Source organism: Chitinophaga pinensis DSM 2588 (genome assembly GCF_000024005.1).
GTDB classification, from domain to species: domain Bacteria; phylum Bacteroidota; class Bacteroidia; order Chitinophagales; family Chitinophagaceae; genus Chitinophaga; species Chitinophaga pinensis.
Genome location: NC_013132.1, coordinates 396134 through 413650, shown reverse-complemented (window position 1 = coordinate 413650; position 17517 = coordinate 396134). Strand labels below are relative to the sequence as shown.

Sequence of the window (17517 nt, the reverse complement as noted above, 5' to 3'; positions counted from 1 at the left end):
ATGAAAAAGAAACCTTATCTCCACCATACGATTGCGTTGTTGCTGTTTGTCTTGCTGACAGCCTGCAACAAGGCAGACTATCTTGATGTGAATGCGGGAGAAAGACCGCCACTCAGTGCACAGATCAGTTTTGTCAATGCACGTCCGGCAGATGTGCCTTTGCAGTTCTGGATATTTACTACCCAGGTGACGACAACTGCGGTAGGTATCAATCAGGCATCGCCTTATTTACCTGCTTTATTCGGTAACGTACAGATCAATTTCACAGAAGGTACAGGCACCAGTTATAAGTTATCCCGTCAGTTTGGTAACCAGGCTACTTTCTCTGCGAATGGAGGACCTAATGGTCCAATAGCCGGCTACTATCATACGGTGTTTGCTGCCAGGGCGAAAACAGATATTACAAAAGATACCCTCATACTATTCTATGATAACCCGCAGCCGCCTGCTGCCGGTAAGGCCAAGTTACGCTTTGTGCACCTGGCGCCGTCCATTCCCACCGTACAGGTGTCATTACAGCAGCAAGGACATGAAAGCCTGCTGTTTGACACGGTGGATTACGGCCGTGCGGGAGGATCCGTATTATCAGGAGACAATCTGAATGCCTGGTCATTAGGCCCTTTTGTAGAAGTACCGGCGGGTGCTTCCGCAGTGGTGGTCAGTACCGTGGCGGATCGTCAGCCACTGGCGATTGATAAGGAAGCCTTTTCCAATCTGCTATTGGAAGCGGGTAAAAGCTATACGGTCTTTCTGAATAGCGTACCAGGCAAAGCAGCGACAGGAGGCGCTATCGTCACTCATTTTGCGAACTAACAAAAAAAAAATCATGCATCTGAAACCTGTAACAGCCATCAGTGGGTACACCCGGGAACAGTTCACGACAGCATATCTTACACCCGGCATTCCGGTATTGATCAGAGATTTTATTGAACCGGACAGTGTAGCCCTGCAGAAATGGAACTATGATTACTTCCGGCAGGAAGCGGGAGAAGTAATGGTAGGCATACATAGTGAAGAAAATGCGCACCTGGACAAGGCGACAAGTCAGCCAGGCGAAAAGATGAAATTCGGCGATTACCTTGACCTGATAGAATCACGACCGACTGTAAGAAGATTATTCCTTTTCAACCTGTTGCGTGAGCGACCGGATATCAAAAAGGAACTGAAGGTCCGGAAGATGGCAGATAACCTGCTGACCTGGTTACCTTTTTTATTCTTCGGGGGAGAAGGTTCTTCAGTACGGTATCACTATGATATTGATATGTCGCACGTATTCCTGTCACAGTTTCAGGGCGTGAAAAAGGTGTGGTTATTTCCTAATGAGCAATCTGATCTCTTATATCGTTTACCATGGAATTTTCACGGTATTGCCGATCTGCGGAATCCGGATTATGAAGCCTTTCCTGCCTTACGGCAGCTAAGTGGATGGGAATGTACTCTGCATTTTGGAGAAACGCTGTATATCCCTTCCGGGTACTGGCACTACATACAGTATGAAACAGCCGGATATTCTGTGGCATACAGGGCATTGCCGGTCTCAATGTTGAAACGGGCAGTGGGGGTCAGAAATATCTTTATTACCCGTCGTTTTGACGACGCGATGCGCAGGATACTTGGTAAGAAATGGTTTGATTATAAAATGAAGACTGCTTACAGGAGAGCGGCACGTGCAGTGGAAAGAGGAAATTCCAGGTAAGCACTATCCCGATATTGCCGGTGGAACTCTGCTGACAGCGAACACTGTCTGACCGATTAAGTGGTGGAAAATCGGTAAGGGCATGTATTGCCAGTAGGGTTCCATTGCCGGTAAATAATGAAGTTATAATATCAGCTGAATGATGAATTATTTTACGTTGAATACAAAGCCGATCCCGTATACGTTTTTGATACTGATACCCGGATTCTGCTGGAAATACTTTCTGAACCTGGAGATAAACACATCCAGACTACGCCCTACGAAGTAATCATTCGATCCCCAGACCTTCGTCAGGATCTCTTCCCGTTTGATGACACGGTTGACGTTGTGGAAGAATAATACCAGCAGGTCGCATTCTCTTGGTGTGAGCACAATTTCATCACCCTGCTCTGTAACAAGTTTCAGTGAATCGACGTACAATTGTGTATTGCCGATGATAATGACGTTTTTAGCTTTCACCACTTCAGGCGCTGCAGAAGGCTGTTTGCGTTTGATGATATTACGGATACGCAGTACGAGTTCGTCGATATCAAAAGGCTTTACAACATAATCATCCGCTCCTATTTTCAAACCGTTGAGACGATCGGTTTTTTCACCGCGTGCGGTGAGGAACAGGAATGGTACCTGGTTGTTGATTTTCACAATGTGTTCGGCCAGCTCAAAGCCATCCATGCCGGGAAGGTTGACGTCAATCAGGAGAATGTGGTATAGTTCAGGTGCTCTCTTGAATTCTTCCAGTGCATCGCTGCCGTTTGGCTGCCAGTTTACTTCGAAGTCCATTAACTCCAGGTATTGCTTGACTACATTACCCAGATCAGCTTCATCTTCGACCAATAAAATTCGGTGTCTCATAGCTGCAATTTTTAATTTGAAGCAGGCGACATTGTCTACGTTAGAATGTTCACGCTTGTTATTGAGGAATTACAATTACAAATGTAGTTCCATTTCCTACTTCGCTGTCTACCTTTAGTTTCCATTTGTGGGCATCTATGCATTGTTTGACATAGTGTAACCCGAGTCCCAACCCCTTTGTGTTCTGTGTCAGATCTTTCTGATATCTGTAGAATTTCTCAAAGATGTGTTTAAGCGTCTCCTTCGACATGCCGATACCATCATCTGTTATCGTGATATAGATATGCTCATTATCTTCAGTAATCATCACCACCAGTTCTTTTACCGGGTGTGTGTTGTATTTCACGGCATTATCCAGGATGTTCAGCATCAGGGTAGTGAAGTGGAAGCTGTCCAGTTCTACTACAATGTCTGTGTCTGCCGGTTTAAAATCTATCTGCACATTGGATGCTGAGAACTTGATGCTGAAGTCTGTCAGTATCTCGCTCACTCTCATGTTAAGATGATGTGGCGTTTTTTGTACAAATAATTTATCTACCGTCGCAAGATCGAGTACCTGTCCGAAAAGTAATTTCAGGCGGTGCGACTGCCGGTCGATAATTTCTGACAAAGAGCGGATGGCCACTTTGTTATCCAGTATCTTTTCGTTCTGGATATTTTTATTGGCCACCATAATGGCTGATAATGGTGTATGAAATTCGTGCGTAATGTTGTTGATAAAATCAGTTTTAACATCTGAAAGATGTTTCTGCTTTATCCAGTTGCGCATCGTGATGAAAAATAATACAATTATCGCAAACATCGATAAAAGAGACATCGTCAGTACCAGCCGCATCTGCCGGAATACCATCTCACGCCTGTTATAAGGCTCTGCGTGAAGACTGAATTGCATGGCATAGGTATAAGGTACGGGGGTGCTGACATTGAGTCCCAGCACCTGGCTGCGTTCATCGGGATCTTTAAGATCACCAAAGATGCGGATCCCATCTGACCATTGCAGGGAATCATCTATCAGTTTATATTTTTGCCGGCTGTTGTAGATATTGATATATCTTCTGTCACCGGTCATGATGTCTATTTTAAGAATGGTCAATGCGTAACGCAGTGAGTCTGTGATATTGTTCCGCTGACGGATGACGCGCATCAGGCTGTCTGTAGTAGATTGTCTGACGAGTCTGTGAAATACTTCGTTTAATAATTCCTGTGAAGTCGTCTGAAACTTTGTAGTATCAGTCTGATAAATCTGTTCTAAATTTCTTAATTGCGGCATCAATATGGAATCTACAATTCCTTGTCCGCCGGGAAATAATTTATCATTCGTAATAGCTTTCGAATATTCTTCGTTGATCTTATTTTTCTTCTCGTAATAGAAACGACGATTGAGCAGATCGTAGGTATTGTATACCAGCATGAACTGCACGAGTGCCAGTACCAGGAAGCAAATGACAGATGTGGTGATATAGATTTTGAAAGGATGCCGCATGAAAAAATTCCTGAAGAACAAATATATTCTTTCAGATGGCAGTTTGCGCAAACTCCATAATTTTCTAGTCATATTTAAATATCGGAAATTTAAATTTCATTCACAATTCGTTTAAGATTGTTTACACTTTGTTTGCTTTCCATTTACAACTTTTCTGCTGCTGCTTTTTTAATTTCGGTTGTCGTTCATCCATTTTGAGCATACTATTATCAACCAATACTGTTTAACTGTCACAGCAAAGCGTCTCAGACCTTTGTGCTAATTACCACGATCACGTACTCAGCTGTTTTAGAGAAAAAAGTAACAACTACAGGCTGTACTCCTGTACGGCTTGTAGCTTGTTTGTTAGTTAATCACATCTTAAACCCTAATCGAAGATTCCATGAAAAAGAGCCCTCAATTAATCGTTCTTTTAGGCCTTATGGCATCCACGTTTTTACTGGGAAGTTGTAAAAAAGACAATGACTCCCTTCAATCAAAAAAGCCGGTGACCGAAGAAGCAGCGGCAGAAATACCGCCCGCGACCTGGCAGGAACACTGGTTTGAACACGTACAGCTCCTAAAGCGTGTTTATTACAATGATCACATTGCGGTGTATTATGACAATGATATGCCTACAAATGTTACGTGGCCTTATCGCCGTCTGGATAGCATCTGGCGCTATACCAAAAGAACATACGGTGAATTCGGTCCGGATAAACGCCTGTTCGTAATCCTGCATGAAAATAAGTATAGTGGCGGACATCCTTCAACTTATTTTGACGCCAGCCATGATTTCCGCAATGTCATTGACGTAGGACTAAACGGCTCATGGGCTGACAGCACCGGGCAACCGCTCCATATTACCGCTCATGAAGTAGGGCATATCGTGGAAGGCGCCTCCAAAGGATTTCACAATTCGCCTGCATTCCCGCTGTGGGGTGACAGTAAGTGGATGGAAATTTATCAGTATGATGTTTACAAATCACTGGGTTGGACGACTATCGCGAATGCCTGGTATAATGACATGTGGAATAAGGTCGATAACTTCCCGGTAGCGAATACCCGCTGGTTCAGGAACTGGTTCTTTCCTATTTACAGTCAGCATGGCGGTACCGCCACACTGAATAAATTCTTCGCTTTGTTAGCACAGTACTTTCCTAAAAATGGCAGCAACTATGCCCGTAATATGAACTGGGGAGAGTTTGTGCATTTCTGGAGCGGCGCTGCAGGCGTCAATCTGAAAGCACAGGCGACTATCGCCTTCGGATGGCCCGCCAGCTGGGAAACACAGTTCCAGCAGGCAAGGCAGACCTTCCCGAATATCACGTATTAACGCAGAGAAACATACAGGTCATGGTTTGATCCCCTATGATGAGGTTATTAAACTGTAGCCTTGAAGAGATGCACCGGCTTTGTTCCGGTGCATTTTCTTTTGGACTACTACAAGGCAGGAGAACCCGTTTAATCTGTTTTAAAAAGCAAGGTATCGGGGAGATAATTGCTAGATAAGCCGTACATAACCCGTAGATAACCCGTATATGATCCATTCTTATGGATACGGGTTATCTATGGGATATCTATATGTTACCTATGGCTTATGTTGCCGACACCTTCGTTTTTAAGATGGCTTAGGTCCTATAAAGACAACCGGTACTGTCGGTCACTGCCATAAAGCCATGTGACATGTTTTTTTAATTAGTTGATATTCAATTGTATTTTAATGTAACTGTCGGACATATACCTCAATTTTCAGGAGACATCCCGGTCCGGGTTAGGAGGCTGGGAGTATTATTCCACACCTGGCCGTGAAGAACATACTGGCAGATATTTTGTTCTATTTAGTATGTCAGCTTTTAACTAACCCATTAAAACCGTGAGATTATGAAGACGTATTCAATCAGTGGCAAAGAGACGGTGACAAGAGGAGCGAAGGAAGCAAAAGCAGGTAGTTTATCGAACAGTGATAATCGACACTCTCCCCAGGCAGTCAGCAGCCAGTAGTCATATATCAACAGATTCTCTCCGACTTTATCTGCTGTGGAATATCCCGCAGTAGCAACCCTCTTAATTGTTTGTTATGGAAAGGCGTACGATTACAGTATATATCGATGGACGATCTTATCAGCTTGCAATAACGGTGGATAATATAGCACAGGAAACCACTTACGAAGTCATCACCAGCGGCGATATCCTGCGGGACTTTATGCCTGAAGCGATCGACTGGCAGGATGACCGTATGATCACCCCGGAAGAGCGTGTAAGAACCATTGAAAGTGAACAGATCGCCCGCATCATCTGGACAGATATCCTGGACATGATGGAACATTAATACTATCCCCCCTCTTTTACTACTTAAAAGAGCAAAAAAATACCGTTCAAATAAAAGTCTACACAAATAGTAGACTTTTAAATTTCTACTGTATATATTTGCATCAGATTATTATTGTGCTCCCACCAAGAGACAAATGCAGTAGCCGATATGGCTACACTCTGCGCATTGTAATCAACCATAAGAATCCAAGTCTCATTATCTGATGTTTAAGCTACGAATGCCTTATTGGGCCTGCGTTGCAGGTATTGCTATGATTTCATGTGAACGCCGTGCCAATACTGCGCCAACGCATTTCGGCTATGGTCGTCCTGCTACACAGCAGGAGATCGCAGCAAAAGCAATAGCTATTCGTCCCGATGGAAAAGGATTGCCAGCAGGTAGTGGCTCTGTACAGCAAGGGCTCGTTGTCTATGCGACAAAGTGCGCTTCCTGTCATGGTGTGACTGGTGTAGAAGGACCATTCAACATACTGGTAGCGCCAGATACGGCAGATGCAGTTCCTTTTGACCGTGCTCCGCAACGGGTGAAGGCCATCGGGAATTACTGGCCGTATGCTACGACCGTATTCGATTACGTACGACGTGCCATGCCTTTTAATGCACCCGGCTCCTTATCAGATAATGAAGTATATAGTGTCACGGCATATCTGCTGTATGCTAACAGACTGATAGATAGTGCTGCTGTCATGAATGCGAAAACCTTGCCCGGCATTGTTATGCCGGCCCGAAAATACTATGTCACAGACAACCGGAAGGGAGGGGATGGACCATATGAATAACATATGTGTCGCATAAAACTGTAATTCTTAACAGAACATAATATGAGCCAGAAGATGACGCGTCGTCGCCTTTTGCTCGGAGGTGCCGCCACAGCTGCTGTAGCTATGGTTAAGTCATCCTTTGGCAAAATGGTGCAGACAGGTATTCCCGAAGCTGCTATAGACCCGACCAAACAGGTGGGGCCACTACCTGGCATTTTGGGTACGAGATCGCCGTTTGAACATCCGCAGCGAAAAGCATCACTCACTTCATCGCAGACGCCGTTGCAGGACCTTTACGGAATCATTACACCGTCTGATCTGCATTTCGAACGTCATCATGCCGGTGTACCCGCCATAGATCCCAATACCTATGAACTCACCATACACGGTATGGTAGACCGTCCTACCGTCTTCACCCTGGCTGATCTTAAACGATTTCCTTCCGTATCCAGAATCTGTTTTATCGAATGCTCCGGCAACTTCCGTAAGCCGGATAAAGAAACGATTACGCCGCAGGATATCTGCGGGCTCACCAGTCAGAGCGAATGGACCGGGGTGATGCTATCTACTATTTTCAGGGAAGTAGGCGTGGATCCAAAGGCTACCTGGTTCCTTGCCGAAGGATCAGACGCCGCCGTCATGACGCGTAGCATTCCCGTCAGCAAAGGATGGGACGATGCTATGATTGTTTATGCACAAAATGGGGAGGCCATTCGCCCCCAGCAGGGATACCCGGCCCGGCTGCTGTTACCGGGGTGGGAAGGCAACACCAGTATCAAATGGCTGCGCCGTATTGAATTGTCAGACGGTCCTTTTATGACCCGTGAAGAAACATCGAAATATACGGAGCCTGTAAAAGATGGGAAGATCCGTCAGTTCAGTTTTACGATGGATGCCCGCTCTATCATTACCTATCCTGCGTATCCTGTACAACTGCAGAAAGGCTGGGTAGAAATCAGGGGTATTGCTTGGAGCGGACGTGGAAGAATAACGGGTGTGGAAGTCAGTACCAACGCAGGGAAAACCTGGCAGGCCGCCCGGCTGCAGGAACCCGTCATGGATAAAGCGCATACCTACTTCAGGTATCTATGGCAATGGGATGGCGATACAACAGAGATCATGAGTCGCGCAACAGATGAAACAGGCTATACACAACCTTCACTCAAAGAGCTGATCGCAGCAAGAGGTATAGGCACAGGATATCACCTGAATCCCGTAACAGCATGGCTGGTAAAACGGGGCGGAGAAGTCGTATACAGACCGGAAAAATGGAAATAACACTATCAGCATAAAAAAAACCAATCAGTAATATGTCAACCACCTTCTATTACAGACACCCTGTGATGCGCAGATTCGTCCGGAATGCCGGCTTTCTGCTGATTCCCGCTGTACTGGGCAGCACTGCCATGAGGGGCGCTGTTTTTCCGGATGCAGTCAGCAGTACACTATCTGACCGCCTACCTGCAGATATCCCGGTAAAAGGAAAAGTCACTGATACTAACGGACAGCAACTCCCTGGTGTAAGCGTTATTGTGAAAGGCTCCAAACGCGGCGCTCTTACCCGTATAGACGGGTCTTTCGAACTGAATGCGCCCGCAGATGCCGTACTCGTTTTTACTTATATCGGGTATAAGCCACAGGAAATAAAAGTGGGTAGCAATGCCTCTTTTCATGTTCAACTGGAAAATGACGATAAAAAGCTAAGTGAGGTCGTGATTGTCGGGTATGGTACCCAGGAGCGCCGGAACCTTACCAGCTCTGTGTCTACAATCAATACTTCTGAAACAAAGAATATTCCCGTAGCAGGTTTTGATGCTCAGCTACAGGGTAAAGCCGCTGGTCTGCAAATCAATTCTAATACCGGCGTACCAGGGGATGGTGTATTTGTACGTGTACGCGGTACGACTTCTATCAATGCCGGTAATGATCCGCTGTATGTAGTAGATGGTGTGTTTGTGAATAATACCAGTCTGCAGACTGTCAGCACCGGCGGCCGTGCCACCTCTCCTATTGCAGATATCAACCCGGGCGATATCGCCAGTATAGAGGTACTGAAAGATGCCAGTGCAACGGCAATATATGGTTCACGTGGCGCCAATGGTGTCGTGATCGTGACGACCAAACGTGGTAACTACGGACAAAAAACCAAAGTCAACGTGAATGTATCACATGGCTTTGCCAAGGCGCCGGAATTGTGGGATCTGACCACTGGTCCGGAACATGCGGCATTAATCAATGAATACTGGATCAATACAGGGATAGATAATCCTGCGTCTAATCAGACTTTTGCCAACAGACCTTTTCGTCCTGTAGCAGAAGGTGGCCGCGGATTACCGGAAGAACAAAAAACCTATGACAGATTGGGTGAATTATTCCGTACCGGACAACTGGCTAACTACGATCTGTCCCTGAATGGTGGCGGCGATAAAACCAAATTCTACATTGGTGCAGGTTATACCAAACAGGAAGCGAATATCCGGCCAGTGTTCTTCGAAAGAGCCAGTCTGAAACTCAATATCGATCATAAGATCAGTGATCGTGTACAGGTAGGTGTGAGCAATGGTATCACACGTTCCTACAGGAACCAGGCACGCGCAGGTGATGGTCCGCAGGGAGGTTTGCTGCAATCCGCACTGCACACGCCTACTTACTTGCCGGAAACGAATGCCGACGGTACGCCTGCCCGCTGGGCCGGTTTTGACAACCTGCAGGTGCTGCTGGATAACTACGATGTAAATACGGTGAGCCTTCGTTATATCGGCAACCTGTATGCAGAAGCCGAAATCCTGCCGGATCTGAAGTTCCGTACCAGCTGGAGCGTTGATTATAACAACTACGACGAGTCTGAATACTGGAATGATAAAACACAGCTGGGTGCTGCACCGACTTATGGTCTGGCAACATCTTCCATCACACAGAACAGTACCTGGATCAATGAGCAGACCTTATCTTATCGTAAGAAACTCGGCCGCGGACATACCTTCGGTGCGGTAGTCGGTAATACGGTACAACAGAATACCCTGAAACGCACTTTTGCACAGGGTACAGGATTTCCGAATAATTCCTATACGGACATTTCATCTGCCTCTACCCGTACTTCCGGTCAGACCTGGACACAGGGTACGCTGGCATCTTTCTTTTCCCGACTCGACTATAACTACGACAGTAAATACTATCTCGAATTCAGTTTCCGTGCTGATGGTTCTTCCCGTTTTGGCAGTAATCACCGCTGGGGTTACTTCCCTGCAGTAGGCGCCGCATGGCGTCTGAAGGAAGAGCAGTTCCTGAAAGATGCGCAGTTTCTCAGTGACCTGAAATTAAGAGCCAGCTATGGCGTAACCGGTAACCAGAGCGGTATCAATGATTTTGCTGCCCGTGGTTTGTGGACAGGCGCCAGTGGTTATCCGGATGCCGAGACAGGTGGCGATAAACCAGCTACAGCACCCTTACAGTTATCGAATCCTGATCTGCGTTGGGAGAAGACCAAACAGGCCAATATCGGACTGGATGCTGCCTTCCTGGATGGACGTCTTTCTGTGGAGCTGAATGTTTATTCGAAGAAAACCTCTGACGTACTGTTACAGCTACCTGTACCATCCAATACCGGTTATTCCACTTACTACTCCAATGCAGGAGAGATCAGCAACAAGGGATATGAGGTGGCTATCCGTTCAGAAAATATCAAAAGAGGCGATTTCACCTGGAATACTTCCTTCACTATTTCCGGCAACAAAAACAAGGTAGAGAAACTGCCGGTGCCTATTACCCAGTATAACCGTGACTGGATCCGGATGCAGCAGGGGTATTCCATGTATTCATTCTGGATGTACAAACAACTGTATGTAGATCCTAAGACAGGTAATGCGGTGTTTGAAGATGTAAATGGAGATGGCAGCATTACAGTGGCAGACAGGCAGATTGTAGGGAATGCATTGCCTAAGTTCTTTGGCGGTATCAATAACAGTTTTTCCTGGAAGTCATTTGATGCGTCTGTACAGTTCAACTACCAGTACGGTAATAAGGTGTTAAACCTGAACCGCTTCTTTGGAGAAGGTGGCGGTACCCGTGACGCGAACAGGGTATTGTTTGCCAGTCAGCTGAAACGCTGGCAGAAAGAGGGCGATGTGACAGATGTACCAAGACTGACGAAAGTAGGTAATAACTACACACTGGAGCAGAACAGCCGCTTTATCGAAAATGGTTCCTTCCTGCGTTTACAGGCGCTGACATTGGGTTATACCCTGCCGAAGGCATTGACGAGCCGCTGGCATATTGATGCGCTGCGCGTCTACTTTGCCGGTAATAATCTCTGGTTGCTGACGAAGTATACCGGTCCTGATCCGGAAGCAAACGTATCGGCTTCGCAGACGGTACAGGGGATTGACCTGGGTACACCCCCACAGTCGAGGACTTTACAGTTTGGGGTAAATGTGACATTGTAAGGAATTAGGAATTAACAATTAAGAATTAAGAATTAAGAATTAAGAATTAAGAATTAAGAATTAAGAATTGCGTTATGCAGCAGAATATAAAATTATTGATCCGCATATTACCGATTGTCTTTTTGCTGGTTTCCTGCAGTGACTTTCTGGATGTGCAACCGAAAGACTCCGTTTCAGATGAAACGACGATCGTTGATAAAACCTCTGCGCAGACAGCTGTACGTGGTATATACCGGCAGTTGGGCGACGATGATTATTATGGCGCACTGTTTCAGACGATCGGGTATCTCTCCGGAGATAATATTCAGTGGACAGGTTCACAGTCGATTATCCAGCAGTTTATATCGCATGCGGTAAAGGCGGATAATACGAATATAGCGACGGCATGGTCGGCCATCTATTCCACTATCAACCGGGCTAACCAGGTAATTGATAAACTGCCGGGTGTAAACGATGCTACCCTGACAGCAGATGAAAGAAACGCCCTGCTGGGAGAGGCTTACTTTGTACGTGCGCTGGCCTATTTTGACCTGGCCCGTACCTGGGGAGGTGTACAGCTGGTCGTGAAAGCGACTTCCGATATCAATGATACAAAAGGGCTGAAACGCAGTACGCTGGAGCAGACTTATGCCCAGGTACTGAAAGATCTGCAGATGGCGGAACCGCTTTTACCTGAGACTACTAACCGCTATCGTGCCACCCGTAAAACTGTATGGGCATTGTTAGCCCGTTTTCACCTCTATCAGCGCAATTGGGAACAGGCAGAGGTATATTCCTCCAGATTGATACAAGACGCGAAATACAGGCTTCTAAAGCCCTATAGCGCGTTCTTTGCCAACAACGTGGTGGCGACCGACGAATCCATCTTCGAAATCTCCTACAGCGCCACTAATACGAATGCACATCGTGGCTACTGGCAGCCCCCTGCCAATAATGGAACCCGTCAGTGGGCGCCTAATGACGCTTTTATCGCATTGATCAATAATCCGGCTGTGGGCGGTAACAGAAACGCGGCTGTGGCTATTACGAACCAGGGGCTCTGGTATGGCAATTTCTATTATCGCAGTCCGGCGACAGATCCGGCCTATGTCCTGCGTATCGCAGAACAATACCTGATCAGGGCGGAGGCACGTGCACAACAAGGTAATCTGTCTGGGGCGCTGGCTGACCTGGATGCGGTAAGAGACAGAGCAGGACTGAGCGGGAGTACGGCAGTATCACAGGGTGAAATACTCCTGGCGATCGAAAATGAGCGCAGACTGGAGTTCGCATTTGAACCTCACCGCTGGTACGACCTGGTAAGAACAGGACGTGCAGGTACTGTATTGGGTGTTACGGACGAACGCCGATATGTAATGCCGATACCCGCTATCGAACTGAGTGCAGACGATGCACTGGAACCTAATCCGGGTTACTAAACACAGATTGATTTCTTGACTATATAAACCCTGCAGGTATGACACATCCGGCAAATTTATTACCACCACAAACGTGGAAAGCATCCTGGAAGGTGCTGTTCCGTTTTTTCTTCATTTACTTCATTATCCAATGTGTACCATTGGATATCCGCTATTATGCGGGCTTATTTCAGATTCACTGGGGAGAATTGAGTTTCCGTGATATCTTTTACCTGACCCGTTATACGCCACGTTTTGTAACGACGGATAGTCCTTTCGGCAGTTTTGCTGACTGGGGCGTAGCTGCTGTTATCGCGATCGCAGGTGCGCTGATCTGGTCTTATCTGGACAGACGGCGACAGGAATACAACCAGCTGTATTACTGGTTGAGGGTGATTGTCCGGTATCGGCTGGCAATCGGTGTGATCGCTTATGGCTTACTGAAGCTGTTTCCGCAGCAATTACCTTTCCCTTCTATCAGTCAGCTCAATACTCAATACGGTGACCTGTCAGCCTGGAAGATCTTCGCCATGAGCACTGGTGTGGTGCCTTCTATGGAAACATTTCTGGGTCTGGTAGAGACGGTAGCGGGGCTGTTATTACTACATAGGAGAACTTCTACGATTGGCGCGGGTATTATTATCACCTTTACCGGTAACGTATTCATGTCTAACCTGGCATATGAAGGCGGGGAGTATGTATACAGTTTTTACCTGGTAGTACTGGCTTTATTCCTGTTACAGTATGACACTATACGTATTATCAATCTGCTGACACTTGAACAGCCTACAGCGCCGAATACGGTGCGTCCCTATCTGCCGCAACCGTGGCAGCGGGGATTGAAACTGGCGTTGAAGACCTTGTTTATATTCTTCTTTGTCGGACTATACGGTTATAAGACCTATGCGAGTTACAAACAGCTGGGCTATCAGTATCCGCATATGCCGGGTCTGACAGCAGCAGCCGGTATTTACAATGTAACGGAGTTTCGCATCAATAACCAGGAAATCCCCTATTCACTGACAGATACCGTGCGTTGGAAAGACGTGGTATTTGAGCCGTGGGCGACATTGAGCGTACGCTCTAATCGCTATGTACATCCGGATCTGGCGAATACGGAAGAAATATTTGTGAATGATTCTGACCGTAACTACGAACTGGCAGGATCGATCAGCAGGCACTATTACAGCTATCATATCGATGAAGCAAAGCAGGTCTTGTTGCTGCAGAATAAAAACAGGTATCATCATGAGGAACAGCTGGAGCTGCATTATACAAGACCTGACAGCAGCCGTATTATCCTCAGTGGTATCAACGAGAAGAAGGATTCAGTGTATGTTATACTGGATAAGATCGATAAGCAATATCCACTGATCGAAGGTCGCCGTAAACCGCTTAAACTCTAAAATCAACGTTATGTCTGATATAATTCATTTAACTGTTGCCGCACCTGCAACACCCGTAGCGGAAGTGCATACCGAAGCAACTACATCAGCTGCAAAGCCCTGGAAAACCTGGCAGCGAGTAGCGTTTCGTATTGCCTTTATCTTTTTTGTGCTGATGAGTATCCCGACCAGCTGGAACTGGTATCAGCATCTTTTTACGATGGACTGGATACATCTGAAGTACAGGGATGTGTATGATATCGCGCGTTTTCAGCCGAATTTATGGAATGTAGAATCCGAAAGTGGCCGTTGGGGAATTGCCAGTTATGCCAGCTGGCTGGCGGCACTAATCATTGCGATAGCAGGCGCCGGAATCTGGAGCATTTTTGACCGCAGAAAGGAATATAATATCCTGTACTATTGGCTGCGGGTGATTGTACGTTACCGTGCGGGTATCGGAATCATTGGTTTTGGGTATACCAAGCTGTTTCCTGTACAGATGCCTTATCCGTCGATCTCTAATCTGCATACCAATTTTGGTGATTTCACGGCGCAGAAAATATACTGGTTGTCTATTGGTATCGTACCCTGGTACCAGGTGTTTGCGGGTATCGTAGAAGTATTGGCTGGTGTGCTTTTATTCTTCAGAGGTACAGCTGCGATCGGCGCTGTGTTACTGGCTGGTGCATTGGCGAATATCACCTTTGTAAACTTTGCTTATGATGGTGGAGTGCATGTGTATAGTGCTTACTTTGTAATACTGGCATTGTTTGTACTGGCATATGATGTGCCGAAGATCTATAATCTGCTGGTGTTAGAAAGATATACTATACCTGTACATTATTATCCTTCCTTTAAAGAGAAATGGCAACAGTATTCCCGTTATATCCTGAAAGGAGGCGCTGTACTGTTATTTGTCGTGATCCTATTTTATCTGCAGATGTGGAACTACCTGTATGATCCGTATAAGCAACCAGTGAGTAAAGGAATCGCTGGTACAAAAGGTTATTACAATGTAACAGAGTTTCGTTTGAATAACCAGGTAATCCCTTATTCACCACAGGATACTGTACGTTGGCAGAATGTGACATTTGAAAAATGGTCTACGATTACTTACCAGGTAAATAAACCGGTGTGGCTTGACCTGAGTAATGGCGGCGGTTCCCCTAAGAACGATGTGGACCGTAATTTTGAGCTGGCAGGTGTAGCTGGCAGACGCAGGTTCTTCTACTATGAAGCCGATACAGCCAGACAGGAGCTGGCATTGCGGGATAAGAACAGGAGTCAGGCGAATCAGGGCAGAGAACGCCAGCGGCGGAATGCGACTGATCGTCCGAATACCAGTAAGAAGAAAGATCCTCCGTATGTATTGCATTATGAAAGACCGAGTGATACACGGATCATTCTTTACGGCTTAAATGAAAATAAAGATTCTATTTACGTAATTTTAGACAGGGTTGATAAGCAGTATTTGCTGTCACCCAGTAAATTAGAAGCAGGACAGTATTAAAACAATTAGGAATTAGGAATTAAGAATTAGGAATAAGGTGTAATGACCTTCTTTCTTTTGAAATGCCTGCAGCTGATAAAATGGTCATCAGGCTATTTGCAAAAGCCTAATTCTTAATTCCTAATTCTTAATTCCTAATTTTTATGAAGAATTCATACGACGCTATTGTCATCGGCTCAGGACCTAACGGACTCGCGGCAGCGATACTCCTGCAACAGCAGGGTTTATCCGTGCTTGTGATAGAAGGCCGTGACGAGATCGGTGGAGGTTTACGATCCAAGGAATTGACATTGCCGGGATTTACGCATGATATCTGTTCTGCTATTCATCCTATGGCGCAGACGTCGCCTTTCTTTAGCCAGTTGCCGTTGGCGCAGTTTGGCTTATCTTTTCTCCATCCTGTAGCGGATGCTGCGCATCCTTTTGATGATGGAACGGCGGCCGTGTTGTATTCTTCCCTGGAGAAAACGGCTGAGTTACTGGGTAGTGACCGTCAGACTTATGAGCGGCTGTTTCGTCCCTTACTACAAGATTTTAAAGATCTCTCTGAAGATATACTGGGCCCTTTGCAGCTGCCGAAACATCCGTTAACGATGGCTAAATTCGGATTGAAGGCATTACCTTCTGCTATGCATCTGGCGAAGCGTTTTAAGACAAGGGAAGCACGTGGATTGTTTGGAGGAGTGGCTGCACATGCGATACAACCTTTGACAAATATTGCGACTTCCGCGATAGGACTGGTGTTAATGGCGAATAGTCATGTAAGTGGATGGCCTGCGCCGAAAGGAGGCGCACAGTCGCTGGCCAATGCATTGGGCGCTTATTTTACTTCATTAGGTGGAGAGATCGTGACAGGAAACTTTGTCAAGGCATTAAAGGAGTTGCCGCCTTCGAAGGCAGTGTTACTGGACGTTACGCCGAAGCAGTTATTACAGATTGCGGGCGAAAGATTTACTTCATTTTATAAATGGCAGCTGAAACGCTATAAATACGGGATGGGCGTATTTAAGGTAGACTGGGCGCTGGATGGCCCCGTTCCTTTTACAGCGGCAGCTTGCAGAGAAGCAGGTACGATTCACCTGGGTAATACCATTGAGGAGATAGCCACCAATGAGCAACGTACCGTGGATGGTCAGCATCCTGAATTACCTTATACCTTGTTTGTACAACATAGTATTTTTGATAAAACCCGGGCTCCGGAAGGCAAGCATACGGCCTGGGGCTATTGTCATGTACCGAATGGTTCTACCAGAGACATGACTGCCGCGATTGAAAACCAGGTGGAGCGTTTTGCACCCGGTTTTAAGGATCTGATTATCGGCAGGCATGTGATGAATACCGCCGATGTAGAAGCATATAACCCTAATTATATCGGGGGAGATATTAATGGTGGTCTCCTGGATATTACACAACTCTACACCCGCCCAGCTTTGAGATGGTCACCCTATACGACGCCTGCTAAGGGCATTTACGTTTGTTCCTCTTCAACACCTCCCGGTGGAGGTATTCATGGTATGTGTGGTTATCATGCGGCGAAGAAGGCATTAAAAGATGTTTTTGGCGTCCGCCTGTAGTTTAATTTCCATTAACAATCTGTTTGAAATTCGTTGACAGCTTTGCAGCTGTTTACTTACGATATTAGTAAATCGTATATCGCCTTTGTGTTAGCCGTTTCGTG

The 17517-nt window shown here is 46.2% G+C and carries 13 protein-coding genes; 11 read left to right on the top strand and 2 right to left on the bottom strand.

Features of this window, described 5'->3' with window-relative positions:
- Both CPIN_RS01715 and CPIN_RS01710 read left to right on the top strand, forming a co-directional pair.
- Complete coding sequence (locus CPIN_RS01715) at positions 1-813, top strand: DUF4397 domain-containing protein (RefSeq protein ID WP_012788023.1); 813 nt, start codon at positions 1-3, stop codon at positions 811-813.
- A gap of 13 nt (positions 814-826) precedes the next feature.
- Complete coding sequence (locus CPIN_RS01710) at positions 827-1696, top strand: cupin-like domain-containing protein (RefSeq protein ID WP_012788022.1); 870 nt, start codon at positions 827-829, stop codon at positions 1694-1696.
- Between the two features lie 147 nt (positions 1697-1843).
- Here CPIN_RS01710 and CPIN_RS01705 read toward each other — a convergent pair whose 3' ends face one another.
- The gene (locus tag CPIN_RS01705) at positions 1844-2548 is read right to left on the bottom strand and encodes a response regulator transcription factor (RefSeq protein ID WP_012788021.1); all 705 of its coding nucleotides are present in this window, start codon (positions 2546-2548) and stop codon (positions 1844-1846) included.
- A 58-nt stretch (positions 2549-2606) separates the two neighbouring features.
- Positions 2607-4103: a sensor histidine kinase gene (locus tag CPIN_RS01700; protein WP_012788020.1), complete on the bottom strand. Its 1497-nt coding sequence runs from the start codon at positions 4101-4103 to the stop codon at positions 2607-2609.
- A 349-nt stretch (positions 4104-4452) separates the two neighbouring features.
- On the opposite strand from CPIN_RS01700, the gene CPIN_RS01695 reads away from it, so the two are divergent.
- From CPIN_RS01695 to CPIN_RS01655, 9 genes are all read left to right on the top strand, one after another.
- On the top strand, positions 4453-5346 hold the full coding sequence (locus tag CPIN_RS01695) for a hypothetical protein (protein WP_148230492.1): 894 nt from the start codon (positions 4453-4455) through the stop codon (positions 5344-5346).
- 744 nt (positions 5347-6090) lie between these two features.
- Positions 6091-6342: a hypothetical protein gene (locus tag CPIN_RS01690; RefSeq protein WP_012788017.1), complete on the top strand. Its 252-nt coding sequence runs from the start codon at positions 6091-6093 to the stop codon at positions 6340-6342.
- Between the two features lie 205 nt (positions 6343-6547).
- Positions 6548-7123, top strand: a complete 576-nt coding sequence (locus tag CPIN_RS01685; protein ID WP_148230491.1) for a c-type cytochrome — start codon at positions 6548-6550, stop codon at positions 7121-7123.
- Positions 7124-7165: 42 nt separating this feature from the next.
- Positions 7166-8383 carry a sulfite dehydrogenase gene (soxC, locus tag CPIN_RS01680; protein WP_012788015.1) on the top strand — a complete coding sequence of 406 codons (1218 nt, stop codon included), beginning with the start codon at positions 7166-7168 and terminating at the stop codon, positions 8381-8383.
- 32 nt (positions 8384-8415) lie between these two features.
- Positions 8416-11547: a SusC/RagA family TonB-linked outer membrane protein gene (locus CPIN_RS01675; protein WP_012788014.1), complete on the top strand. Its 3132-nt coding sequence runs from the start codon at positions 8416-8418 to the stop codon at positions 11545-11547.
- A gap of 74 nt (positions 11548-11621) precedes the next feature.
- The gene (locus CPIN_RS01670) at positions 11622-12965 is read left to right on the top strand and encodes a RagB/SusD family nutrient uptake outer membrane protein (RefSeq protein ID WP_012788013.1); all 1344 of its coding nucleotides are present in this window, start codon (positions 11622-11624) and stop codon (positions 12963-12965) included.
- Between the two features lie 38 nt (positions 12966-13003).
- Positions 13004-14350: a hypothetical protein gene (locus CPIN_RS01665; RefSeq protein WP_012788012.1), complete on the top strand. Its 1347-nt coding sequence runs from the start codon at positions 13004-13006 to the stop codon at positions 14348-14350.
- A gap of 10 nt (positions 14351-14360) precedes the next feature.
- Positions 14361-15839, top strand: a complete 1479-nt coding sequence (locus CPIN_RS01660; RefSeq protein WP_012788011.1) for a hypothetical protein — start codon at positions 14361-14363, stop codon at positions 15837-15839.
- A gap of 143 nt (positions 15840-15982) precedes the next feature.
- Entirely contained in the window at positions 15983-17413 is a 1431-nt protein-coding gene (locus CPIN_RS01655) for a phytoene desaturase family protein (RefSeq protein WP_012788010.1), read from the top strand.
- Positions 17414-17517: the final 104 nt, after the last annotated feature.

Bases quoted from the DNA above. Each gene is read 5' to 3' on its own strand.
- CPIN_RS01675 (WP_012788014.1), top strand. From the start codon at position 8,416: ATGTCAACCACCTTCTATTACAGACACCCTGTGATGCGCAGATTCGTC.
- CPIN_RS01685 (WP_148230491.1), top strand. From the start codon at position 6,548: ATGTTTAAGCTACGAATGCCTTATTGGGCCTGCGTTGCAGGTATTGCT.
- soxC (WP_012788015.1), top strand. From the start codon at position 7,166: ATGAGCCAGAAGATGACGCGTCGTCGCCTTTTGCTCGGAGGTGCCGCC.
- CPIN_RS01655 (WP_012788010.1), top strand. From the start codon at position 15,983: ATGAAGAATTCATACGACGCTATTGTCATCGGCTCAGGACCTAACGGA.
- CPIN_RS01665 (WP_012788012.1), top strand. From the start codon at position 13,004: ATGACACATCCGGCAAATTTATTACCACCACAAACGTGGAAAGCATCC.
- CPIN_RS01710 (WP_012788022.1), top strand. From the start codon at position 827: ATGCATCTGAAACCTGTAACAGCCATCAGTGGGTACACCCGGGAACAG.
- CPIN_RS01690 (WP_012788017.1), top strand. From the start codon at position 6,091: ATGGAAAGGCGTACGATTACAGTATATATCGATGGACGATCTTATCAG.
- CPIN_RS01705 (WP_012788021.1), bottom strand. From the start codon at position 2,548: ATGAGACACCGAATTTTATTGGTCGAAGATGAAGCTGATCTGGGTAAT.
- CPIN_RS01715 (WP_012788023.1), top strand. From the start codon at position 1: ATGAAAAAGAAACCTTATCTCCACCATACGATTGCGTTGTTGCTGTTT.
- CPIN_RS01670 (WP_012788013.1), top strand. From the start codon at position 11,622: ATGCAGCAGAATATAAAATTATTGATCCGCATATTACCGATTGTCTTT.
- CPIN_RS01695 (WP_148230492.1), top strand. From the start codon at position 4,453: ATGGCATCCACGTTTTTACTGGGAAGTTGTAAAAAAGACAATGACTCC.
- CPIN_RS01700 (WP_012788020.1), bottom strand. From the start codon at position 4,103: ATGACTAGAAAATTATGGAGTTTGCGCAAACTGCCATCTGAAAGAATA.
- CPIN_RS01660 (WP_012788011.1), top strand. From the start codon at position 14,361: ATGTCTGATATAATTCATTTAACTGTTGCCGCACCTGCAACACCCGTA.